At 66.5% G+C, this 22,571-nt stretch carries 13 protein-coding genes and 4 pseudogenes; 12 read left to right on the top strand and 5 right to left on the bottom strand.

Going from position 1 to position 22,571, the window contains the following annotated elements; translation table 11 throughout:
- Window positions 1-167: 167 nt before the first annotated feature.
- Window positions 168-1,595 (bottom strand): hydrolase, encoded by a 1,428-nt coding sequence (locus ACFWEE_RS31475; protein ID WP_386894445.1) that lies wholly within the window; start codon window positions 1,593-1,595, stop codon window positions 168-170.
- Between the two features lie 505 nt (window positions 1,596-2,100).
- Between ACFWEE_RS31475 and ACFWEE_RS31470 the strand changes: the two genes are divergently transcribed.
- The 3 genes from ACFWEE_RS31470 to ACFWEE_RS31460 are packed head-to-tail and all read left to right on the top strand — an operon-like array spanning window position 2,101 to window position 5,188.
- On the top strand, window positions 2,101-2,547 hold the full coding sequence (locus ACFWEE_RS31470) for a hypothetical protein (RefSeq protein ID WP_386894443.1): 447 nt from the start codon (window positions 2,101-2,103) through the stop codon (window positions 2,545-2,547).
- Window positions 2,547-4,637: a hypothetical protein gene (locus tag ACFWEE_RS31465; protein ID WP_386894441.1), complete on the top strand. Its 2,091-nt coding sequence runs from the start codon at window positions 2,547-2,549 to the stop codon at window positions 4,635-4,637. Before ACFWEE_RS31470 ends, ACFWEE_RS31465 begins: the two co-directional genes overlap by 1 nt.
- Window positions 4,634-5,188: a hypothetical protein gene (locus tag ACFWEE_RS31460; protein WP_386894449.1), complete on the top strand. Its 555-nt coding sequence runs from the start codon at window positions 4,634-4,636 to the stop codon at window positions 5,186-5,188. Before ACFWEE_RS31465 ends, ACFWEE_RS31460 begins: the two co-directional genes overlap by 4 nt.
- A 413-nt stretch (window positions 5,189-5,601) precedes the next feature.
- Here ACFWEE_RS31460 and ACFWEE_RS31455 read toward each other — a convergent pair.
- Window positions 5,602-5,988 (bottom strand): annotated as a pseudogene (locus ACFWEE_RS31455) (Uma2 family endonuclease); the annotation flags it as partial.
- A gap of 177 nt (window positions 5,989-6,165) precedes the next feature.
- On the opposite strand from ACFWEE_RS31455, the pseudogene ACFWEE_RS31450 reads away from it, so the two are divergent.
- Together ACFWEE_RS31450 and ACFWEE_RS31445 are read left to right on the top strand one after the other, a co-directional pair.
- Window positions 6,166-6,324: pseudogene (locus ACFWEE_RS31450) on the top strand (DUF255 domain-containing protein); the annotation flags it as partial.
- Between the two features lie 461 nt (window positions 6,325-6,785).
- Window positions 6,786-6,941: pseudogene (locus ACFWEE_RS31445) on the top strand (DUF255 domain-containing protein); the annotation flags it as partial.
- A 44-nt stretch (window positions 6,942-6,985) separates the two neighbouring features.
- On the opposite strand, the gene ACFWEE_RS31440 reads toward ACFWEE_RS31445, so the two are convergent.
- Window positions 6,986-7,810: an IS5 family transposase gene (locus ACFWEE_RS31440; RefSeq protein ID WP_386894439.1), complete on the bottom strand. Its 825-nt coding sequence runs from the start codon at window positions 7,808-7,810 to the stop codon at window positions 6,986-6,988.
- A 256-nt stretch (window positions 7,811-8,066) separates the two neighbouring features.
- Entirely contained in the window at window positions 8,067-8,225 is a 159-nt protein-coding gene (locus ACFWEE_RS31435; RefSeq protein WP_386894437.1) for a hypothetical protein, read from the bottom strand.
- 95 nt (window positions 8,226-8,320) lie between these two features.
- Here ACFWEE_RS31435 and ACFWEE_RS31430 point away from each other — a divergent pair, with 95 nt between their 5' ends.
- The 5 genes from ACFWEE_RS31430 to dcm all read left to right on the top strand — a co-directional run bounded on the left by ACFWEE_RS31430 (window position 8,321) and on the right by dcm (window position 17,631).
- Window positions 8,321-9,883 carry an ATP-binding protein gene (locus ACFWEE_RS31430; protein ID WP_386894435.1) on the top strand — a complete coding sequence of 521 codons (1,563 nt, stop codon included), beginning with the start codon at window positions 8,321-8,323 and terminating at the stop codon, window positions 9,881-9,883.
- Window positions 9,880-12,750 (top strand): Z1 domain-containing protein, encoded by a 2,871-nt coding sequence (locus ACFWEE_RS31425; protein ID WP_386894433.1) that lies wholly within the window; start codon window positions 9,880-9,882, stop codon window positions 12,748-12,750. The genes ACFWEE_RS31430 and ACFWEE_RS31425 overlap by 4 nt, the downstream gene beginning before the upstream one ends.
- Window positions 12,747-13,760 carry a PD-(D/E)XK motif protein gene (locus tag ACFWEE_RS31420; RefSeq protein ID WP_386894431.1) on the top strand — a complete coding sequence of 338 codons (1,014 nt, stop codon included), beginning with the start codon at window positions 12,747-12,749 and terminating at the stop codon, window positions 13,758-13,760. The genes ACFWEE_RS31425 and ACFWEE_RS31420 overlap by 4 nt, the downstream gene beginning before the upstream one ends.
- Window positions 13,747-15,483 carry an AIPR family protein gene (locus tag ACFWEE_RS31415; RefSeq protein ID WP_386894429.1) on the top strand — a complete coding sequence of 579 codons (1,737 nt, stop codon included), beginning with the start codon at window positions 13,747-13,749 and terminating at the stop codon, window positions 15,481-15,483. Before ACFWEE_RS31420 ends, ACFWEE_RS31415 begins: the two co-directional genes overlap by 14 nt.
- A 366-nt stretch (window positions 15,484-15,849) precedes the next feature.
- The gene (dcm, locus tag ACFWEE_RS31410) at window positions 15,850-17,631 is read left to right on the top strand and encodes a DNA (cytosine-5-)-methyltransferase (RefSeq protein WP_386894447.1); all 1,782 of its coding nucleotides are present in this window, start codon (window positions 15,850-15,852) and stop codon (window positions 17,629-17,631) included.
- A 194-nt stretch (window positions 17,632-17,825) separates the two neighbouring features.
- On the opposite strand, the pseudogene ACFWEE_RS31405 reads toward dcm, so the two are convergent.
- Window positions 17,826-18,141, bottom strand: a pseudogene (locus ACFWEE_RS31405) (DNA-binding protein).
- A gap of 503 nt (window positions 18,142-18,644) precedes the next feature.
- On the opposite strand from ACFWEE_RS31405, the gene ACFWEE_RS31400 reads away from it, so the two are divergent.
- Together ACFWEE_RS31400 and ACFWEE_RS31395 are read left to right on the top strand one after the other, a co-directional pair.
- A complete protein-coding gene (locus tag ACFWEE_RS31400; protein WP_386894427.1) occupies window positions 18,645-20,336 on the top strand; it encodes a CBS domain-containing protein in 1,692 nt (563 codons plus the stop codon).
- A 118-nt stretch (window positions 20,337-20,454) separates the two neighbouring features.
- A complete protein-coding gene (locus tag ACFWEE_RS31395; RefSeq protein ID WP_386894425.1) occupies window positions 20,455-22,527 on the top strand; it encodes a thioredoxin domain-containing protein in 2,073 nt (690 codons plus the stop codon).
- Window positions 22,528-22,571 lie beyond the last annotated feature (44 nt).

The raw sequence follows: 22,571 nt of genomic DNA, 5'->3' as shown, positions 1-22,571 counted from the left end.
GTCCCGGACCGCACCGGGCGGTCCGGGACTCGGGACCGGCGCGAGCCCGCCCGGGACCGCCCGCCGATGGCGCGTTCTCCCCGGGTGGGACTCGATGGGTGCCCGCCGCCGAGCCCGCAGCGGGTTGCCCGCCACCGAGCCCGGAGCAGTCGGGCGGCGGGCGCGGATCACACCGTGAGGCTCATCGCTTCGAACCACAGGTCGTTTTCCTGGGCGCCGACGTAGGTGAGTTCGAGCGGGTCGCCGGGGTTGTCGCACGCCATGGGGAGCCAGGCGCCGTCGTGGATGTACGCGGTCTGGCAGACGGCGCTGTCGGCGTGGTCGACCTGGATGGTGAACCCCCGCATGTAGGGGGCGTCCTCGTCGGTGCTGCCGAGGTAGTTGTCGGCGCCGTCCACGGCTTCCGACCAGGGGTCGGGGAAGTACTGCTCGGTGCCGCTTCCCTCGGGGTTGTAGACCTGCGCGCGGCCGGCCGTGCCATTGATCCCGGACACCGCGATGTTGACCGAGACGATCTGATCCCCTGATCCCTCCGTGCCCGCCGTGTCGCCGTCGCACACCGCGTCGGACCAGTCGCCGCCCCTCACGTGGACGCGGTAGCAGATGTGCGGTTCGCCCGGTTTCTCCGCGGCCTTCTGCCGGACCGCGGTCGCCGCGGTCCGCTCCTGGGGCTCGGGCTCCTTCTCGGCGGAACCGCCGCCTCCCGCCCCGCCGTCGCCCGCCTCCTGCGTCGCGGCGGCGGCCGGTGGTGCCGTGGCGGGCGCGGCGGGCGTCGCCTTCGGCGCCTCGGGGGCCGGCGCGGGGGGTGCCAACGTGGCTGTGGCGGCCTCCTGGAGCTTTTCCGCGGCGGTGGAGTCGACCCGGGGCTTGTGGGTGAGCCAGAGCATCACGAACGCGATCGCCAGAGCGAGGACGAGGCTCATGAAGGCCGCCAGCCAGCGCGGCAGGACACTCCTCTGCACGTACGTGCCCGCCACGTCCAGCGGCGCGGCACCCGACCGCTGCACCGCCAGGGTGTACGGCCGGTCCTCCTTGGACCCGAACCAATTGATCTGCCGCGGCTTCAGCGTCGCCTTCAGGAACGCCGCACGCCCCGGCTCGATCTGCACGTTGCTCGGATGGATGTCGTACGACAACTGATCACCGTTGTCGCTGCCACGGACCGACGCCGTCAGCTTGGTGTTGCCCAGGTTGTCCACGGCCAGCCTGGGGCGCCCGCGGAAACGCCCCTTCACCGTCGGAGGCACCAGCTCCGCCCGCACTTCCGTGAACGGGGTGACGGTGAGGTTCCCCTCCGGGACCGTGGTGGCCTGCGGATGCTCCGTCGGCGTGACCTTCACCGCGTACGGATGAGGACCGGCCGCCGCGTCCGACGTGCGCGGCGGGGAGAACGTCACTGTGATGTCCCCCGTCGTCCCCGGGAACAACCGCAGTGACTGCGGCTCCACGAGAGCCCAGGGCGCGAGTGAGCCCACCACCTCGAAACGGTACTCGTCCACCACGTCACCGGTGTTGCGCAGACGCAGCCGCACGGTCGTGCTGTCACCCGGGTCCACGGTCGCGGAGGCGGGTTCGAGAGAGGTCCAAAGGGTCACCCACGGACGCTAAACGCACCGACGGTGCCGGGTCAGGAAGCCACGGGGCACGATCGGGTGCCCGAAGGGGCGGAACTGGTGGTCCCCTGCCCCGGCGTCGACCGATCGGCCCGGTCACCATGGCCCGGTTTGCGGGGGCGGCCGGGGATCTTCTGAACAGCCGCGCGGGGCAGGGGACTTGAAGCGCTCCGCCCAGTGATGTTGGTGCACGGGCGCCCAGCGCTGGGTGACGTGTGGGCCCAGGCGCGTGGCTACGGGTGCCCGCAGCCGCTGTTTACGGACACAGTCCCTCGACGCTGGTCGCGCCGGGCGTGGCTGGTTTGACGCCTCCTGTACGACGGCCCTTCCGTGTGGGAGCTGGTCGGCGGCCCGTGCCCGGTGCGGAACACCTCGGGCGGAGGCTCGATCCGGTGGCGCGATGACGGGGGTGAGGGTGGCTGAGAGTCGTCAAACTTCCTAGGCTCAACTTTGGATGCGGTGTGCATGTTGATGGGGGAGGGGCCTGATGGCCTGGGACGAGTGGGAGCAGTTGAAGACTCGGGCGGCGGATCGGCGGTCGACGGCCATGCGTCTGAACCGGGTGCCGGACGAAGGGGACGCCGCAGCGCCGCAGGGGGATCTCGAAGTCGACCAGCATGATCTGGCGGCCGTCGGTGACGCCGCGTACCGGCTCTTCGGTGATCTCGGAAACCATGGTCGCGACGCCTGGTCCGTCAGCCAGGAGGCAGCGAGGGATCTGGAGGCCCAGGGCTTCTCCCTGGGTGGCGCCCTCGACCATGTCCAGAAGCGCTGGGAAGAGCAGTTGAAGACCCTCTTGGACGCGTGCGCGCACATCTCCAACCACATGGACTTCACGCGGAACGCGCACGCAGGTGACGAGAGTTACGTCTACGGAGTCGTGAGCAGTATCGCGACGCTGGATGGCGGATTCACCGAGAGGACGCAGCGCTGATGGACTTCGAGACCCTGAGGCTGGCGGATTTCGGTCGTCTCAGCCAGGCCGTCACCGCCTGGCAGGGCGTGGTGGAGGAGTTGGGTGCGTTGGAGACCGACGCACGAGACGATCTGAAGTGCAAGGCCGAAAAGGCCAATTGGGCTGGTACGAACGCCACGGTCTCCCGGGAGTTCATCACCAAGACTGCCGACGAGTTCACCGACGCGCATACCCAGGCGAAGAGCATCCACGACATTCTCCAGGACACCCACGACGAACTGGTGGGGTACAAGCAGCAGCTCGACCAGGCTCTGGAGCGGGGCCGCCTGAAGAACCTCACGGTGACCTCCACCGGTGGCGGCGGATTCACCGTGACGATGCTCATCCACCCGGACCGGGCGGGTGTGGGGCATGACGTCCCGGACCACTCCCAGCAGGATGCCGATCAGCTGAGGGACGACGTACAGGTGATCATGGGGCGGGCGTCGGAGAGCGACACGACCGCCTCGACCGTCTTGCGGGCTCTGGTGGACCAAGCCGAGTTCGGGTTCTCCGGCGCCGCGTACGGGGACCGTGACGCGGCGGTCGACGCGATCCGCAGGGCGGATGAGGCGGCCAGGATCCTCAAGGAGAACGGTGACGAGATGTCGCCGGAAGAGTTCCAGAGGCTCAACGATCTGCTCACCTCGTACAGGAACGACCCCTTGTTCCAGGAGGAGTTTGCCACCCGGGTGGGTCCGAAGAGGATGCTGGAGTTCTGGGCCGACCTCTCCAGCCCGGACAACCCGGACGAGCTGATCAGGACGGAAATCGATCAACTCGGCTCGTTCCAGCAGAACCTGGGCGCCGTTCTGGCCGGGGCGACCCAGTCGGACAGCCCGGCCATGCGGCAGTGGGAGAACGACATGGTGCGCTTCTCCGGCGACGTCTACCCGACACGCGGCGGGAACCTCTACGGCTACCAGCTGATGAGCAACCTCCTGCGCACCGGCGACTACGACGACCGGTTCCTCAACGCGTACGGCAACGCACTGGTCGCCAAGGAGGAGGAGCTGGAGCTACCGGAGAAGTTCTGGCAGGGCAACGGGCAGTTGATGCCCAGGATGAACTTCATCGGTGACGCCGAGTTCGGCCGCGACCCGATGACCGGTCTCATGACGGCCCTTGCCGGCAGCCCCGACGCGGCAACTACGTTCTTCAACACCAGGGAGCCGCAGGACAACGCAGAGTGGGTACTCAAGGACCGGCAGTACTTCGACGATTCACCGGTGAAGGACGGGGGGAACGAGGCGCTGGAGGCGACCGGGCGCGCGATGTTCGCGGCCGTTTCGGGCGCAACCGGTCCGGACGCCCCCGCGTCGGAGTTCCTGCCGCACACTGCCGAGCAGGACGCGGCCATGAAGCGTTCCCTGGGCTTCCTCGCTGCGAAGGGGAACGACTTCCCGGCGGAGATGCGCGACGACATGGCGTTCGCTCTCGGCAACCACGGCGACACCGTCCATCTGGCGATGAGCGACCCCCTGGGAACCCACGGTATGGACGCGAACCAGCTGATGGAGGTCACCAAACAGATCGCACGGAACAAGGACTCCTACGCCGAGCTCACGGACCAGATGCATCACGCGATCGTGGCCGACATGTTCGCGGAGACCGATCACCCCGAGGACAGCCTCGACCGGGCCGGTCGCACGATCGGATTCATCGAGGAAGCCCGATACCAGGCGACCAACGATGAGAAGGACGGTGACCTCACCGACGCCTCGTGGCACAGGACATGGGCCTACCACGTCGTCGGTGGCGCTGCCAACGCGATGCTGGGCCCCTGGGGGGACGCCGCTCAGCGCGGAGTGGACGTGGTGACGTCCGCTTGGCTCCAGGACAGGCAGAACGAGATCAACGACACGGCCCAGGCCAACCACGTCGAGACCTACCAGAGCCGGAACGCGGAACTCAGAGCCTTGGCGGACGTCTGGTACCAGCAGAACGGCCAGTGGGCCGAGGACCCGGCCCACGAGGGCTTTTCCCAGGACACCGGCGTGTACTCAAAGATCGGCGCGTCGGCCAATGACGGCAACAAGAAGGCCGAAGGGATCGTGGGGGATCAGTGAGTTCAACAGCCGGGCGGCTCGCCGCCGCCTCGGGGCTCGTCGGATGCCTCGCCCTGTCGCTCGCGGCATGCGGTGGCGGCGGGCGGGAGTACGCCGTTCCGAAGGAAGTGTGCGGGGTCGGGTTGAGTGAGAAGGCGCTCGACCCGTTCCTCGTCGACGGCGAGAAGTTCAGAACCGTGGGCGGGTCGCTCGTCGACACGGGGAAGAAAACCTGGGGGAGATGCCAGATCGAGGTGGACGACTGGCTGGTAGTGGATCTCACGGTCGAGATGAACAAGAAGCTGAACGACCCCATGGATGACCTGGAGAGTTTCCGGTTCGTGAACCGGAAGAAGATCCCGGCCCTGCCGTTCGAGGGGCTGGGCGCGGTGGGTGACCGCAACGCGATGGTCAGCACGGCATGTTCGAGTCCGGACGCGGACTTCCTCTCGGTGCAGATGAACCTCAGCACGCAGGTCAAGGGTGATGTCACCCGACGCCGCAAGGACCTGGAGGCGTTTGCCGCGGACTTCGTTCCGAGAGTGAAGAACGCCCTCGGCTGCACGGCCTGACGACCTGCCCGACGGCGTCGGACGGAACCCGCCCGTTCCGTGACGGCCAAGTGGTGCGGGCAGGCGATGCCGCGCCCGCAGCGCGGATGTGAGAGGCGATGACGGAAGCCGAGCGGTGGGACGCACCCATTGTCTTGAGTGCGGGCCATGCGCTCCGCCACGTGCGCTTCCGGTGAGTCACTGGTGGCGGTGATCCCTTTCCGACCTGGCGGCGGAGCTGGCGGGTTGGGGCACTCTGCGCGAAAAGTTGTCGGACGTTCCGACACGCGGCGAGGTGCCGTAGCTGTCGTCGCGCACCCACCAGGAATTGCGGGACAATCCTGAGGTGAACGACGAGTCTCCTGATGAACGGGTTCACGACCAAGATCGCTTCTAGCCTGGCCGAGGCGGTGCGGACCGCACGCCGGCCGGCCTTCGTCCTTCTTCACGGTCCGGTCGGTGGTCTCTGACCCCGGGGACACGACCTCGGCGACCAGGGGCACGTGCTCGGGGCGGGTGGGTGTGAGGTCGATGGTCTCCGCCCGGTGGACGATGACGTCCGGACGGCGGTTGGTGAGAGGAACGTCCTGCAGGCGGACGTCGAAGTCCGTGTCGGCGTGCCAGTCCGGGCCCGCGGCGGTGTCCAGGGCGTTGGCCAGGACGCGGGCCAGTCGGTTGTGGCGCTTGGAGGCCTTCGGGCTCACGACGACGATTTCGTCCACGACTTCGACGCCGGCGCAACTCTCCTCGGGCCAGGAGTCGTACTGCTCCGCGCCGATCTGCTGGTGCATCGAGGCGGGAACGACCATCTCGGCGGTCATGGCGTGCCTTCTTCGAGGATGCTCGTCTGTTCCGGAGCTGCTCGGTTCAGCTTGCTGGCCCTGCGGTGCCCGGGCCGGGTTCGCCGCCGCACCGGGCGGGGCCCTCCGGGGGCCGAACTCTCCCGCCCGGTGAGCCCGTCCCCCCGACGTCACGCCCGGTACGCAAGGATTGGGGGCATGGTCAACCGACTCGCGCACACCACCTCCCCGTACCTCCTCCAGCATGCGGACAACCCGGTCGACTGGTGGCCGTGGTCGCCCGAGGCGTTCGAGGAAGCCAAGCGCCGTGACGTACCCGTTCTGCTGAGCGTCGGGTATGCCAGCTGCCACTGGTGCCAGTGAACTCACAGACCGAGTAGACCAGGCTCTTCACATCTCTCGGGTTACGACACGGCTTCCGCAGACCTTCGACCACTCGTCACGGTCGAAGGTCAGAACGACCACAGGGCCCAGAGCGCGGAGTGCGAGCGCGGCGACGAGTGGTCTCAAGGTCGATGAGGGCGGTAGGGCTGGTTCTGATCTGCCTGGTTCCGCAGCCCCGGCCGGTCGGCTGGGGCTGCCCACCCTGGAAGTGCCCTGTGCGATCGACGTCCTGCTCGGGGTACTGGTCGCCATGGCTGTCCCGGCGGCCCGTCCGCTGCGCGGCATACGGCGCAGTTCGCGACGGGGCGGCATGAGCGCGGCGGTCCTGCCGCTCACCCCCGCGGACGCCGAGCCGGGGGCACAGCGGTATCCGGCGGGTCCGGACCGGCCTGACCAGCCGCGCACCGGCCGCCGGATGCGCGACGATGCAGGGCATGCCGAACCGTCTCGCGGACGTGACCTCCCCGTACCTGCTGCAGCATGCCGAGGACCCGGTCGCGTGGTGGCCGTGGGCGTTGGAGGCTTTCGAGGAAGTATGGCGACGCGATGTGTCCGTTCTGTTGCCGGTCGGCGACTCTGCGTGCCGCTGGATGCTTAGTGAGCGTTTTGTTCTCTGGTGTCTGTTTCTTTTGGTCTAGGTGCCGCGCCAGTTGAGGGTGGACTCGTGGGTGAGGCGGCGGGTCATGAGGTTGATGGCGGCCAGTTGGATCATGGCGGCTGATCGGTGGGGGTGGGTTTCGTAGTCGCGGGCCAGGCGGCGGTGGTGCATGAGCCAGCCGAGGGTGCGTTCGATGACCCATCGGCGTGGCTGGACGTGGAATCCTCGGGTGGTGGGGTCGCGTTGGACGATCTCGAGGTCGATGCCGAGTCGGGCTGCGCGTTCGACGGCTTTGGTCTTGTAGCCGTTGTCGGCCCAGGCTTTGCTGAGCGTCGGGTGGAGTGCGGCGACCTTGGTCATGAGCTGGGTGCCGGCCGCGGAGTCGTGGACGCTCGCGGCGGTGACGGCGACAGCCAGGAGGAGGCCGAGGGTGTCGGTGACGATGTGCCGTTTGCGTCCGATGATCTTCTTGGCCGGGTCGATGCCTTGGCTGGTCAGGGGGACGGTGGCGGAGGTCTTGATGCTCTGGCTGTCGATCAGGCAGGCGCTGGGGTGGCTTGCGCGGCCTTCGGCCTTGCGGACCTTGCCGCGGAGGATGTTGGTGAGCTGGTCGAAGATGCCGTCGGCTTCCCAGCGGGCGAAGTAGCCGTAGACGGTCTGGTGGGGTGGGAAGTCGTGGGGGAGGTAGCGCCAGGGTATGCCGGTGCGGTCGACGTAGAGTATGGCGTTCATCAGGGTGCGTAGGTCGTGGGTGGGCTTGCGGATGCCGGCGCGGGCTTGGCGCCAGGCTTCCAGGGTGGGGCGGATGAGTTCCCAGCGGGCGTCGGACAGGTCGCTGGGGTAGGGCTGTGAGGGCTGCATGATGCCTGGGTACACGGCTGCAGCCAACGTGGGCAGGGCGTGTGGCGAGGTATCCGGGGCGCCGGGGCGTGAGTTCGCAGACCCGCATGAACCAGGTTGCTTCTGAATGAGACGGGATCTCTCATCGGAAAACCGGCGCACTACTGGTCCACGGATTGCCGCACAAGCCGCATCCCCGGCGAATCACCGCTCAGGCGGCCACGCTTGACCGCTCAGAACCATAGCCAGACACCTGATATGTGAACAAAACGCTCACTTAGACCGTGTCCCACATGGCGGGGCGGATCAGGCGTTCATAGCAGCAGAGGATGGCAGCCAAGCCGAGAAGGGCCCGATAGCTGTTGAGCAGACCTTCGCCTTGCTCCGTCAGCTCGAGCGCCGGGCCGTCCGTTGGGAACGACACTTCGACCTGCACAACGGTCTCGCTTCCTCCGCCTGCTCACTTACTTGCTGACGTAGGCAGAGCGATCAATGGCCTGTAACCCACAGATCCCCACGAGGAAGGCACGATTGCCGGAGATCCAGTCAGGGCTACCGGTGTCGGTGGCCTCCCTTACCCTGTGCATGCAGTGCTTGACACGAAAGCGGGGTGTTGTGAGGCAGGAGTCCAGAGTCGGGGTGCGGAACCCGCCACGGGCGTCCGCTCTGTTGGAGAGCCTGCGTGCGTTCGGCTACGACATGGCCACCGCGCTCGCTGACTTGGTGGACAACAGCATCGCGGCCAGAGCGACCCAGGTGCGGGTCGAGTTCTCGACCACGGAGGGCCAGAGCTGGGTCGCGCTCGTCGACAACGGCAAGGGCATGACCGAGGCCGTGCTTCACGACGCACTGCGGCTGGGAGGAGATGGGCCGGCGGCGCTCCGCGACCAAGTCGATCTCGGACGCTTCGGGCTCGGCCTGAAGACAGCGTCTCTGTCCCAGTGTCGTCTGCTGACCGTTCTGTCTCGTAGAGCTGGCCGACTTACCTGCCGCTCGTGGGACCTCGAGCACGTCGCGAGGGTCGACGACTGGGAAGTACTCACAGAGGCTGACGCCGACGCCCTGCAGATCGCGAGGGAGGTCGCCTTCACGGGTACCGGGACGATGGTGCTGTGGCGGCACCTGGACAACGCCGGCGAAGGAAGGGTGCTGGCCCAGCGCATAGGCCAGGCCCGAGTCCGGCTGGCGATGTGGTTCCACAGGTTCCTGGCCGCTGGCGCACTCGACCTGCGCGTCGGTCCACGCAGCGTAAGGGCCTGGGATCCGTTCTGGCGGAAGTGGATGGCCACGCAGGATCTGGGCACGGAGTTCCTTGGCCTGCAGGGGCTGGTGAAGGTTACTCCGTTCGTTCTTCCCCACCCTTCGCGCCTCAGCAACCAGGAACTGGACCTCGCAGCCGGGCCGCGTGGGTGGAACGGCCAACAGGGCTTCTACGTGTACAGACGCAACCGCTTGGTCTCCGCAGGAGGCTGGCTCGGGCTTCCGGAGCTCACGAACACCCATCAGACCCGTCTTGCCCGGATCGAGGTGGACATCGATCAGAAGGCGGACTCGGCTTGGCAGGTCGACGTGCGGAAATCCCGAGTGCATGTGCCTCCCGGCCTTGAAGCCGACCTCACGCGGCTAGCCTGTGCCGCGCGTGAGGCCTCCGTCCGGGCTTTCCGGCAGCGTGCTGTGACTCTGGCGCGAAGCCGAGGTGGGGAGATCACGTTCGCCTGGCTGTCGCGGCAGAGGGGCGGCATGACCGACTACGTCGTCAATCGCCAGCACCCTGTCGTGCAGGCCGCGTTGGAGGCGCCTGGCAGAGTAGCGGTTGAGGCTCTGCTGCGCTTGGTCGAGCGCACCGTGCCGGTCGGGTTGATCGCCATCGAGGCGGAGCGGGATGAGACACGCACCCCCCAGGCGGCGCTCGAGCGCGATGACGAGAACGTGGTCCGTGCCGAGCTGGCAGCGATGCTCGTCGGACTGCCGAAGGATCCTGCCGCGCGGGGGCGCCTGGTACGGGCGCTGTCCTCGGTTGAGCCCTTCAACCGCTTCCCAGCCTTGGTGGCTGAACTGACCTCAGAAGTAAGCACGGACGGAGTGGGAAGATGAGCAGCGATGACCTGAAGTTCGCTCTCGACATTGCCGAAGCGATGGTTATGCGGATCGACCGCTCCTCCAGGACCCGAGAGTCCCTCCTCAAGGTGGCGGAAGAGGTGTACGGGATCGTCCGTCTGGTGCGTCCCGGCGTGACTGCGGACGAGATCGTCCGTGCCCTCGAGGAGCGTTTCAACGTCTGGGCTCCTCGGGAGGTCTGGGTCGTCGATCCGGACAAGCACAACCAGTGGCTCGGCATGCGTGAGAACGACATCGAGTGGCGGTATTGGGACCGCTACAAGAACTGGCTGTTGCACAGGAAAGGGTGGAAGCCAGCGACGGTCGAGACGCTCAGCGACTCGACGAACACGGTGCTGTCCCTCATGGAGGACCCGGAGCGCCCAGGAAGTTGGCTGACGAGGGGGCTTACCTACGGCCAGGTCCAGTCCGGAAAGACAGCTAATTACACGGGTCTCGTCTGCAAGGCTGTCGATGCTGGCTACCGTGTGGTGATCGTCCTCACCGGGGCGCACGAGAGCCTTCGCCACCAGACACAGGCGCGTCTGGACCTGGAGTTCCTCGGGTTCGACACCCGATTCATGCGCGAGCGCACAGCCGGGTCCACACACATCGGGGTTGGCAACCTCGACATGAAAGAGCCCCTGCTGTGCATGTCGATGACCACACAGAACAAGGACTTCAACACCAACACCCTTGAGTCGACACCAGTAGACCCACGACGTGTGCGCCTTCTCGCGGTGGTGAAGAAGAACGCGCGCATCCTGGAGAACCTCCAGCTGTGGCTCCAGGGACACGGAACGGAGCAGCCGGACGGCAAGAAGGTGATCACAGACCTTCCGCTGCTCATCATTGACGACGAGGCCGACTACGCGTCCGTGGACACGAAGAAGCCGCGACGAGGTCGAACGGCCAGCGATCCCGACCACGATCCCACCGCGATCAACCGCTGCATAAGGGAGATCCTCGGTACCTTCAAGAAGCGCGCCTACGTGGCGTACACAGCGACTCCGTTCGCGAACATCTTCATCTCGAACGACACCGATCACCCGAAGCACGGGGATGACCTCTTCCCGAGCAGCTTCATCGTGGCTCTGAACCCGCCGTCCAACTACTGTGGTCCAGAGACCGTATTCGGACTGAACGATCCAGCAGCGGACGAGGTCCGTGAGCCGCTTCCCGTGATTCGGATCGTTGAGGACGAGTCGGCCTGGCTGCCCGACGACCACACGAAGGACCACAGGCCTGTGGGCCGCCTCCCCGGATCCCTGGTCGAGGCCGTCGATGCCTTCGTGCTCTCGACAGCCACTCGGAAGGCGCGGACTGCGGAGTATGGCGTGGAGCCAGGGCACAACACGATGCTCGTCCACGTCACCCGCTACCGGACTACCCAGGTCGCGGTCGCGGACCAGATCAGGTCCCATCTACGGGAGATGGACAACCTCTGGGGAGATCACGGAGCGGCCGGCCAGCACCTGCGGGGCCGACTCCGTGAACTCTGGAAACGTGACCATGTAAGCACCTACGAATCGTTGCGTGAGCGGTCGGATCTCAGCGGTCTTGTGGGAGAGCCGGTCGACTTCGACCAAGTCCTCGTCCAGATCCCCGGTGTGCTGGAGGATTGCGTCAAGGGTGTGAAGACCATCAACGGTCTGGCAGCGGACGTCCTCGAGTACGAGTCGAGCACGCCAGCGACAGTCATCGCGGTTGGTGGCGACAAGCTCTCCCGCGGTCTGACGCTGGAGGGCCTCACGGTCTCGTACTACCTGCGTGCGTCCAGGACCTACGACACGCTCATGCAGATGGGCAGGTGGTTCGGCTACAGGAACGGCTACTTGGACGTGACCCGCCTCTACACCACGAAGAACCTGGTCAACTCATTCGTGCACGTCACTCGTGCGAATCGCGAACTAATGGATCTCGTTTCGTTCTTGGCGGAAACGAACAAGCGGCCTGCCGACGTGGGCCTAGGAGTACTTGACGGCTACGAGAAGCTCCAGGTGACCGCCACCGCGAAGATGCGCGGTTCCACGGTCATCTCCCTCTCCTCGGCCGGCCAGCGTCCCGAGACGCTCTTCATGCGCACGGGCAGGCACGACATCGCCGAGAACTACGCCCGTATGGAGCGCCTGGTGGAGGACATCGAGGACTGCGACCAACTCGCACCGGAACTGCGGTACGGCAGCACGGGGTTCTTCCGGACCGGGGTTCCCGCCCGAGTGGTAACCGAGTTCCTGGACGGCTTCAGCGCGTCGGGGAGGAACCTCCAGGCATCGCCCAGCCTCCTCAAGCAATACATCGAGAACCAGGTCGCGCGGGGCGAGCTCACCTCGTGGACCGTAGCAGTGACCGCCGGTGCCTCTCCTAACCAGCGCTTGGACGTAGGCGGAGACACCTTCAGGCAGGTCACCCGTAACCCTTTGGACGTGAACCCCGACGATCAGGTGCAGGAAGGGACGGACTTCCCGATAGGAGTGCTGGTCAGCCCGGGCCACGAGGCGATCGGGATCCCGCTGGCGGTCCACAAGCAGGCTCTGGAGGCAACCCGGCTGGACTTCAGGAAGAGTGGCGGTGGCGGTAAGGAGCCCGTGCGGCCGAGCGGCCGACAGCTGCGTCGACACCGTGACGCACGTGAGGGGCTTCTCCTCATCTACCCGGTGGACGCGACTCAGGTGGCGTACCCCGACGGCCTGACGGAGGTTACGCGGATCGGTGCCGACGGTACGACACAACGACTTCCGCTCGTGGGTTACGCGCTGTCTCTGCCGACGTCCGGAAGCGCCAAGTCCACGAGGTACCGCGTCAATGAGATCTACCTCAAGGAACTCCGGGGAATGGTCGCGGACGAGGCGGAGGAAGCGTGACGAGCCCGAATGCGGCGGAGATATCAGCGCTCTTCGATCTCCTGGGGGCCGAGAAGCCTGTTGGACAGGGTGCAGTGCGCCGTCGCCTGCAGTCCGCCATGACGCTTGACGTATTTGCCGAGGTCAGGTTTCCCGATGGCGAGTGGGCCGTGCTCATCGACAGCTCGGAGCACCTCGACGACCGAGACCTGGTGCTCGCCAACGGCCTCACCTGCTCGGTCCATGCCGGGAACGTGGAGATCGTGGCCCAGCCGAGTACCGATCGCGGCGTGTTCTCCGCCCTGCTGGCCGACCTGCTGGGGCACTTGGCCAGCACGTCGGCGGTGCCTGCGGCGACCGTCACCCGCCGGATCGCCACATGGCAGCGCATGCTGGGGCGAGGGCTTGGACAGGTTCTCGGACCGGAGGAGCGGGCGGGCCTGTTCGGCGAGCTGCTTGTGCTCAGGGACTTCGTGGTTCGTGCCGTCGCCGGAAACGCGGTCGCTAGCTGGACCGGCCCGCGCGGCGGCGCAAAGGACTTCCTGTGGGGCAGATGGGGACTGGAGACCAAGACCACGGTCAGCAGCCAGCGGTTCCCGCGGTGCCGGATCCACGGTGAGGATCAGCTTGATATCGGGTCACTCACGACTCTCCTACTTACGCACCAGACACTCCGCAGGGACTCCACAGGGCTCAGCCTTCCTGAACTGATCGACGAGCTGCGGGAGCACCGCGGTCTGGCCTGCCAGCTGTCCGAACTGGAGGATGCCTTGCTGGAGGCTGGCTGGGTCGAGAGCCACCGGCGTCACTACGAGGACGAGCGCTGGATACTCGCCGGGCGCAGGTTCTACCGCGTCGAGGACGGCTTCCCAAGTATCGTCAGCTCGATGCTCCCCGCTGGCGTGTCAGGCGTCTCCTACAATCTGGACCTGCGGCTCTGTGGCCCATTCCAGGTGGACGAGGCCACGGCTCGAGACCTGCTAGAGGACGAGACGCATCGCCTGGGGGAGGAGCACCTTGTCCGAGAGTGATCTGCGGGACTTCGCGGAGGATCTCCACGAGACCGCCCGCGCGAGTTTCGGGGAATCAACGGGGACGCCCTACTTCAACGACTCCTTCACGGAGACCGTGGGCGGCTACCTGGTCGAGGACGGGGCGCTCGAAGGTGTCGAGCCCTGTTATTTCCGGAAGGAGACCGACACCGGACGCGGAGCGATGGAGGTCTTCGGGTACTTCATCGGTCGCGGCGGAAGCGTGCTGGACATCGTGACCGCCGACCTGAACCGGAAGGCCGAGGTGATCCGGAAAGCCGAGGTTCAGCGGGCTCTTCGGCGGGCCCGGAGTTTTGTGGATCGTTGCCGTCGGGGCATCCATCTGGATCTGGCCGAGACTGATCGCGCTCACCCGATGGCGCTCGCGATCCACAATGCCTGGCCCGAGCTGTCCAAGGTGAGGATCTTCCTCGTCACCGACGGGCGTGTGACCGTCGACGCGTGGGACGAGGAGGAGGTTGCCGGCCTCAGGTGCACGTACGAACTCTGGGACATCGCGCGGCTCCACCGTCTTGCCTCGTCCGGAAGGCCGGAGGAGGACACGGTGATCCACTTGGACCCGCCTCTTGCCTGCCTGCCGGTGCCGGGGGACGACGACTACTCGTGCCTGCTGACCGCGATACCCGGAGACGTCATCGCGAAGCTGTACGACGAGTACGGTGCCAAGCTGCTCCAGCGCAACGTGCGTGCCTACCTGCAGGCCCGCACCAAGGTCAACAAAGGCATCGGGGAGACCGTCCGAAACACCCCTGGGCGTTTCCTCGCCTACAACAACGGTGTGTCGGCGACCGCCAGCGCTGTGGTCGCAGCACCTGGAAACGGGGGTGTCCACGAGATCAGCCAGTTGGTGAACCTGCAGATCGTCAACGGAGGCCAGACAACGGCTTCGCTGCACAACATGTGGACCCGGGACCCACGCAGCCTGGATGGGGTGTCCGTGTCCATGAAGATCACCGTGGTCGGCGGTGACGTACTGGACCAGCTCGTCTCGGAGATCTCGCGGTGTGCGAACTCCCAGAACGCGATCAAGGAAGCGGACTTCCAGGCCAACGGACCGTTCCATGTGGCGCTCGAAAGGCTCTCTCGTTCCGAGTGGGTGCCGGCGCGGGAGGGCCGTACGGCGCAATCTCGCTGGTACTACGAGCGGGTGCGTGGCCAATACCAGGTGGACCTCTCCAGGCGGGACAGAGGTAAACAACAGCGTGAGTTCCGGGCGGAGAACCCCATCGCCCAGAAGTTCGGCAAGACTGACCTTGCCAAGTATGATCTGGCGTTCATCGGGCGTCCCCACGATGTGAGTCTGGGCGCAGAGAAGTGCTTCCAGATCTGGACGTCCGATGTTCTTGGCGGAGAGGCTCCTGTAGTGCCCGACCGCCAGCACTTCCAACACCTGGTTGCCAAGGCGATCATCTTCGGTCGCACCAGGAAGATCATCCAGTCCATGAAACTGGGGGGCTACCTCGGACCGACCGCCACCTACGTGATGTCTCTGGTCGTGGATCGATGCGCCGACCGGATCGACCTGGACGAGATCTGGCGCACGCAGGACCTCCCGGCCTGGTTGCGTGAGGCTGTTCCCAGCCTGGCGAACGACGTCGTACGGCCCCTCCTCGTGGATGCTCCCGCGGCGGCCAACGTCACCGAATGGTGTAAGAAGGAGGCCTGCTGGGATAGAGTTCGGGCTTCTGCCTGGCTCTTGTAACATTCATACCTACCTGATCGTTAGGATGTACGACCAGGCAACCAACTTTCCGATGCCCTGAACACTCGGTGTCACTGCCCAGTGGTATGTCTGGGGCGGACCGCACGAGCCGGGCGCGCCAAGCCATCGACACGTACGACGGTTCGAGGCATCCGATTGATTGTCATGGGACAGCTGTGGTGTCGTGGTCCCCGTCATGGGGTGTCGAGCGGAGGGTGTGGGGTGTCAGGCAGGACTCGTGCGCCGGGTACCTACGAGGTAACTCTGGTGCGCAGCAAATACCTCGCTCTGGAGCCGCATCCTGACTCCTGCACACCCGGCACCTTTCAGGAGTGGGTAGGCCGTCACAAGGGTGAGTCCTTGGCAGTGGACCTCTTCTCGGGGGCGGGAGGCCTGAGCCTCGGCCTCAAGCGTGCGGGGTGGACAGTTGCTGCCGCCGTCGACAGGGACGAGCGTGCGCTTGAGACCCATCGGCACAACTTCCCGGGAATGAGTCTCAATCTCGATCTCGGCAGCCCTGACGACCGCGGGAAGCTGCTGTCGCTGTTCGAGGGCGTGAAGGTAGATCTCGTTGCCGGCGGTCCGCCCTGTCAACCCTTCAGTCGCGCAGGCAGTGCCAAGATTCGCAGCCTGGTGAAGGCCGGTGTCCGTGCCAAGCACGATCTTCGCAAGGAACTCTGGCGCGCGTACATCGAGATCGTGCTTGCACTCAGGCCACGAGCGGTTTTGATGGAGAACGTCCCGGACATGGGGCTCGCGGATGACTTCCGGGTCGTCCGCATCATCAGCGAGATGCTCGAGGAAGCTGGCTACGCGACTCAGGTCCAACTCGCGGATGCATGGAAATTTGGCGTGCCCCAGCATCGGAGGCGACTGATCCTCCTGGCGCGGCTGGACTCCCATGAGTTTCGATGGCCTGCTCCGAGTGACCGCAAGGTCACACTTCGTGATGCGATCGCAGATCTTCCACCAATCCCCACAGGCGAGACTGGGGAACGGGAGACTCGCCACTCGTCGCGGCGGAAGCTGTCCGCGTTCGCGAGGGAAATGCGGGAGGGGGCGCCCAAGGGGGTGGTCCACGACCACATGACCCGCCCGGTTCGCCCGGACGACGCGGAACTCTTCGATCTCATGGACGAGAAGAGTATTTACTCGGAGCTCTACGAGAAGTACAAGGACGATCCCGAGAAGTCAAAGCTCTTCCGTTACGACACTAAACACTTCACGGACAAGTACAATCGACTTGGGTGGAACGAGCTCAGCCGAACTATCACGGCTCATATTGCCAAAGACGGGTACTGGTACATCCACCCGGGCCAGCCCCGAACGCTGACCGTCCGGGAAGCTGCTCGGGTCCAGACGTTCCCCGACGGTTTTCGTTTCGCAGGTATGAGGAGTGACGCGTTCCGTCAGATCGGCAACGCCGTTCCTCCGCTTCTGGGCGCGGCAGCTGCACTCGCGGTGAAAGCAAATCCCGAGAACTCGGTCGACGAGCCGATCCAGTCGTTCTGGCGCACGCTCCGTGGTGAACTAACGGGCTGGGCGACACGCCTCCGAGAGGGGACTGGCTGGAGTGCCCTGCCCGGAGGCGAGATGGGGCGCCCCCAGGCGACCGTAGCCGCCCTGCTCAGCACCGGTCGAGGGAGCCTGGTGGGTGCGGCTGAGGTCATGGCCCAAGTCCGCGGCCTCAACACGCTTCCCCGGGCGGCCTACAAGAAGCTTCTGGACTCGGCTCCGAGCGCTGCTGCACGGAAATCCCTCGAGCGCTTGGAAGTCCTTGCTGGAAAGAGAAAGGCCTGGGAGGACGACGAGCAGATCATCAAAGCAATTGGCTTCAAGCCAAATGAGAGGGCCGTCTTCAGGCTCCTGAGGGGCAATGATCTGCTTCTGGCGTCACACGGCGCGGTCCGCGTCGCCGAGCGTGTGGCAGGTACTTGCTCCGACCGTGAGTCCGCCAATACTCTCACCGACGGGCGCGTGAACCTCTCGAAGCTGGTTGGCGCGGGCGATGAGGCGCCACTCCGAATGGCTGCTGTACGGCTGCTGAGCCTGACCAGCTGCCGTGCGGTCGGACCGACCTGCTCCGAGTGCCCTCTTCAGGAGCTCTGTGCCAGCAAGGAGGAGCTGTCCGAGCAGGCGCTCTTCTGACCCGCGTGGCTCTGACTGCGCGGCGAACCTCAGGCTCCCCTCGGGCTGACGATTCGGACTCGAAGCGCCGAGCTGACGGCGTCGCTCATGCCCGTGAGTAGAGACAATGCTGCCGTTGGTGCGCGGACAATTTGCTCGGTGGCCGACGGTGCTCACACATCCTTGATGATCATGCGCTTCCCGGAGAGCTTCGATCAGTCATCCCGGTCGGATGCCAGAACGATCACGGTGGCCGGTACGCGGAGCGTGAGCGCGGCGACGAGGGCGTCGATCGCGTACCTGCGCCCGTGCAGCCTGCGTCATGAAGCAACGCCACCGCGGTCAGAGATTCCGCCTGGCTGCCCGGTTCCACCCGCAGCCGGGAGAGCACCCACTTCAAGCGTCCACGATCGGTCTTCCCCTGCAAGGCTTCGACGATGGTCAGCGCAGACGCGGGGACGGGGACCCGGCCTGCCGGGATGCCTCGATGCGAGCCGCTACACCGCGGTCGTTGCGCAAGAGCAGCGGCAGGGCTTAAAAGGCGAGCACAAGCGAGCGGGCAGGCTGCTCTTTCACGCAGCACCCCGCTCGACACCTCGGCGTTCCCGTATCCGAACAGCTCGCTACGAGCGGCTTCGATCTCATGCTCCGTGAGCGCACCGTGTTTCTCCTCATGGGCGGCGACGATCTCGGCGAGCCCGTCCATGGCGAGCTGGTGCCTGACAGCCTCGGTGATGTAGCTGGACAGGCCTCGGCGGCCGGTTCGGGAGCGGAGCTCACTGACCAGCTTGGTGGGCATGGATATGGAGAGGGCTTCACTGAGGGGCGATTGTCCGAGTGGGGCCATTCCGGTGAAGAGATGCGGCGACTCATCCGTCGGCTTTCATGTCGGCTCCACACCGTCCTCAGCCGGACGCAGGCGCATGTGTGCGGCTGGTGCAGGGCGGAGTGATGACCCGCGTTTCATGATCATGAGCTCCCGGCTAGGCTCGACGAATCGCATTTCGATTCGGCACGAAGCTCTGGGGGACGACGTGAGCGCTGTACAGGCCTGGATGGTACGTGCAGGGGCGGACGGTGAGCGGGAAGACGTATCCCTCTCCGAGGGTTTGACGATCGCTGGCTGGCCCGAGGTCGGCGACCTTGCAGGCTGTGCGAATCCAGGAGACCTCAAAGCCGAGCTCGCCAAGGCTTACCCTCGCGAGAACCCTCGTGTCCTCGGCAACTGGCGTGGGCAACTGTGGCGGTTTCGCGCCGTCATGTCGCCAGGGGATCTGATCGTCCTGCCACTCAAGGCGGGCACCATCGCCATCGGACATCTCACGGGCGACTATCAGTATCGCGCGGAGGCTGCTCCGGGACTCCGGCATGTACGCACAGTCACCTGGAAGCGCACCGATGTACCGCGTACGGATCTTCGCGCTGACCTGCGTGCGACGCTTGGCTCCCTGCTCACAGTGAGCGAGTTGCGCCGCCTCGATGCTGTGAAGCGTCTCACCATGCTTGCGGCGGGGGACTCCGATCCGGGAAACCCTGACGCCCCGGCCGACCTGAGACTTTTGGAGAAACCTGCTGAGTTGGCCGACCTGGTCGCCAAAGCCCCGGTGGGTAAGCTGGTGGAAATGGCCGTACGTGACCTGCTCAGCATCTGGGACTTCGTGAGCCGCTCGGACAAGGCGACCGCCACCATTCGCCGGGATCTGGACGAACTTGGTCTCGCGGTCGTCCCTCCCATCACCGAGGTCCCGTCGATCGACCACATCGTCCGCGTCGTTCCCATCGGCCTGGCCCCGGAAGCCGAGCGGCAGTCCTTGGGTGAGGAGACCGCCGACCTGGAACTGGAGCCGGAGGAAGGAGATGACTCCGCAGCGGATCTCCTGGCCGACGAGGGTTCCGGCTCCTCGGGCATCAGCGACTTCAGCCTGATCGTTACTGGAGCCGGAGAGGGTGTGAGCGGTGACGATGACGAGGAGCCGGTTCGCCCGGCGCCTGTGCTGGTGACCGTGGGGAGGCTGCCCTCGGCACGCAGTAAGCCGAAGACCGTCAAACTCACCGACCCGCTCAGCCGAGCTGTGGAACTTCTGTCCGAGAACGGGTACGACCAGCTCCCGGTCCTCGATGAAGACGGTCACTTGCGCGGTTCCATCACCTGGCGGGAAATCGGTGCGACCAACCGCCCTGCCACTGCGTTGGTTGGAGACGCTGCCGTGTTGAAGGTCCGGTCAATACGTACCGACGAGCCCATGGTGGACTGCCTGGCCGATGTAGCCGACCACGGCTGCGTTTTCGTGGTCAATCCCGACGGCAGCCTCTCTGGGATTGTCACTGGCCACGACCTAGCCCACAGATTCGAACAGGAACTGCGCCCCTACGCCCTAATCCAAGAGCTGGAACTGCGCCTGCGCCGAGCGCTCAGGAAGGCTTTGATGCAGGTGAAGGAGATGCATGGCAATTACGGCCTCCCGGGTGATCCCGGACGAATCGTCAGGCTCGCCAATCAGGGCATGAACTTCGCCGACTACATCGGACTGCTCAAGCGTGATGACGTATGGCAGGCCACGGGGTGGCAGTTCCCGCAGCAGAGCTTCGCCGACCGCCTGGACCGGGTCCGAAAAATCCGTAACGAGACCATGCACTTCCACACAAGTGACGATGACCGCATCAGTGCGGTCAAGGAGATCCAAGTCACCCTGCAAATGCTTAAAACTGTTCAGCCGCAGGCCTGAGGGAACGCCAGTTCCGGCCCTGCGGCGCCCCGGCCTGCCGTTCCAGGGTGCCGAGCGCTGACTGCTGGTTCGTGCCGTTCTCGTAGGCCGCATCCGGCGCTGTGAGAGGCTGGGGCGCATGAACCGGCTGGCTGGTGTGACCTCGCCTTATTTGCTTCAGCATGCGGACAACCCGGTCGACTGGTGGCCGTGGTCGCCCGAGGCGTTCGAGGAAGCCAAGCGCCGTGACGTACCCGTTCTGCTGAGCGTCGGGTATGCCAGTTGCCACTGGTGCCACGTCATGGCCCACGAATCCTTCGAGGACGAGGACACGGCCGCCTACCTCAACGCCCACTTCGTCCCGGTGAAGGTGGACCGGGAGGAGCGGCCGGACGTCGACGCCGTGTACATGGAGGCGGTGCAGGCGGCGACGGGGCAGGGCGGGTGGCCGATGACCGTGTTCCTGACGGCGGACGCCGAGCCCTTCTACTTCGGTACGTACTTCCCGCCCGAGCCCCGGCACGGGATGGCGTCCTTCCGGCAGGTGCTGGAAGGCGTGTCCGCCGCGTGGACCGAGCGGCGCGGGGAGGTCGCCGAGGTGGCCGGGCACATCGTGGCGGACCTGGCCGGGCGGTCGCTGGCGCACGGCGGGCAGGGCGTGCCGGACGAGTCGGATCTGGGGCGGGCGCTGCTGGGGCTGACCCGGGACTACGACGAGACGCACGGCGGGTTCGGCGGTGCGCCGAAGTTTCCGCCGTCGATGGTGATCGAGTTCCTGCTGCGTCACCACGCCCGCACCGGTTCCGAGGGCGCCCTGCAGATGGCCGCGGACAGTTGCGCGGCGATGGCGATGGGCGGCATTTACGACCAGCTCGGCGGCGGGTTCGCGCGGTACGCGGTGGACCGGGAGTGGACGGTGCCGCACTTCGAGAAGATGCTCTACGACAACGCGCTGCTCTGCCGGGTGTACGCGCATCTGTGGCGGTCGACCGGGTCGGACCTGGCCCGCCGGGTGGCGCTGGAGACGGCGGACTTCCTGGTCAGGGAGTTGCGGACGACCGAGGGCGGCTTCGCCTCGGCGCTCGACGCGGACAGTGAGGACGCCGCGGGCCGGCACGTGGAGGGCGCGTTCTACGTGTGGACGCCCGCCCAGCTCCGCGAGGTGCTCGGTGAGGAGGACGGGGCGTTCGCGGCGGCGCGCTTCGGGGTGACCGAGGAGGGCACCTTCGAGGAGGGTTCCTCGGTGCTCCGGCTCGATGCCGGTACGGCGGCGGACGGTCCCGATGGCGGTGACGCCGACCGTGACGCCGACGCCGACGCCGACGCCGACGCCGACGACGCCGGGCGGGTCGCCTCCGTCCGGGCCCGGCTGCTGGCCGCCCGGGAGCTGCGGCCCCGTCCGGGGCGGGACGACAAGGTCGTCGCGGCCTGGAACGGCCTGGCCGTCGCCGCGCTGGCCGAGACGGGCGCGTACTTCGACCGGCCCGATCTGGTGGAGCGGGCCACCGAGGCCGCCGACCTGCTGGTACGCGTCCACCTGGGCGAGAACGGCCGGCTCTGCCGCACCTCGATGGAGGGGCGGGCCGGGGAGAACAGCGGGGTGCTGGAGGACTACGCGGACGTCGCCGAGGGGTTCCTCGCGCTGGCGTCGGTGACCGGCGAGGGGGTCTGGCTGGAGTTCGCGGGGCTGCTGCTCGACGTGGTGCTGACCCGGTTCGCCGGGGAGGGCGGGCAGCTGTACGACACGGCGGACGACGCGGAGAAGCTGATCCGCCGCCCGCAGGACCCCACCGACAACGCCACCCCGTCCGGCTGGACGGCGGCGGCCGGGGCGCTCCTGTCGTACGCCGCGCACACGGGCTCCGAGGCGCACCGTACGGCGGCCGAGGGCGCGCTCGGAGTGGTGAAGGCGCTCGGGCCGCGCGCGCCCCGGTTCGTGGGCTGGGGGCTGGCCGCCGCCGAGGCGCTGCTCGACGGGCCCCGCGAGGTGGCGGTGGCCGGGCCGGCCGGCGGGGAGCTGCACCGTACGGCGCTGCTGGGACGGGCGCCGGGCGCGGTCGTCGCGGTGGGGGAGCCGGGCGGCGGGGAGTTTCCGCTGCTGGTGGACCGGGCGCTGGTGGACGGGGCGCCGACCGCGTACGTCTGCCGCCACTTCGTCTGCGAGACCCCGACGACGGACGTCGAGGAGCTGAGCCGGCGGCTGGGCGGTTGAGCGGGCGGGTCCCGGGGACGGCGGTGGCCGCGGCCTTTCGAGGC

Source organism: Streptomyces sp. NPDC060184 (assembly GCF_042728795.1).
Taxonomy (GTDB): domain Bacteria; phylum Actinomycetota; class Actinomycetes; order Streptomycetales; family Streptomycetaceae; genus Streptomyces.
Note: the sequence above shows the minus strand (reverse complement) of the source record. Positions and strands in the feature narration are given on the sequence as shown.

What these genes read in the sequence shown, in the direction of transcription:
- ACFWEE_RS31470 (WP_386894443.1), top strand. Translation starts at nt 2,101, where the DNA reads ATGGCCTGGGACGAGTGGGAGCAGTTGAAGACTCGGGCGGCGGATCGG.
- ACFWEE_RS31465 (WP_386894441.1), top strand. Translation starts at nt 2,547, where the DNA reads ATGGACTTCGAGACCCTGAGGCTGGCGGATTTCGGTCGTCTCAGCCAG.
- ACFWEE_RS31440 (WP_386894439.1), bottom strand. Translation starts at nt 7,810, where the DNA reads ATGCAGCCCTCACAGCCCTACCCCAGCGACCTGTCCGACGCCCGCTGG.
- ACFWEE_RS31425 (WP_386894433.1), top strand. Translation starts at nt 9,880, where the DNA reads ATGAGCAGCGATGACCTGAAGTTCGCTCTCGACATTGCCGAAGCGATG.
- ACFWEE_RS31395 (WP_386894425.1), top strand. Translation starts at nt 20,455, where the DNA reads ATGAACCGGCTGGCTGGTGTGACCTCGCCTTATTTGCTTCAGCATGCG.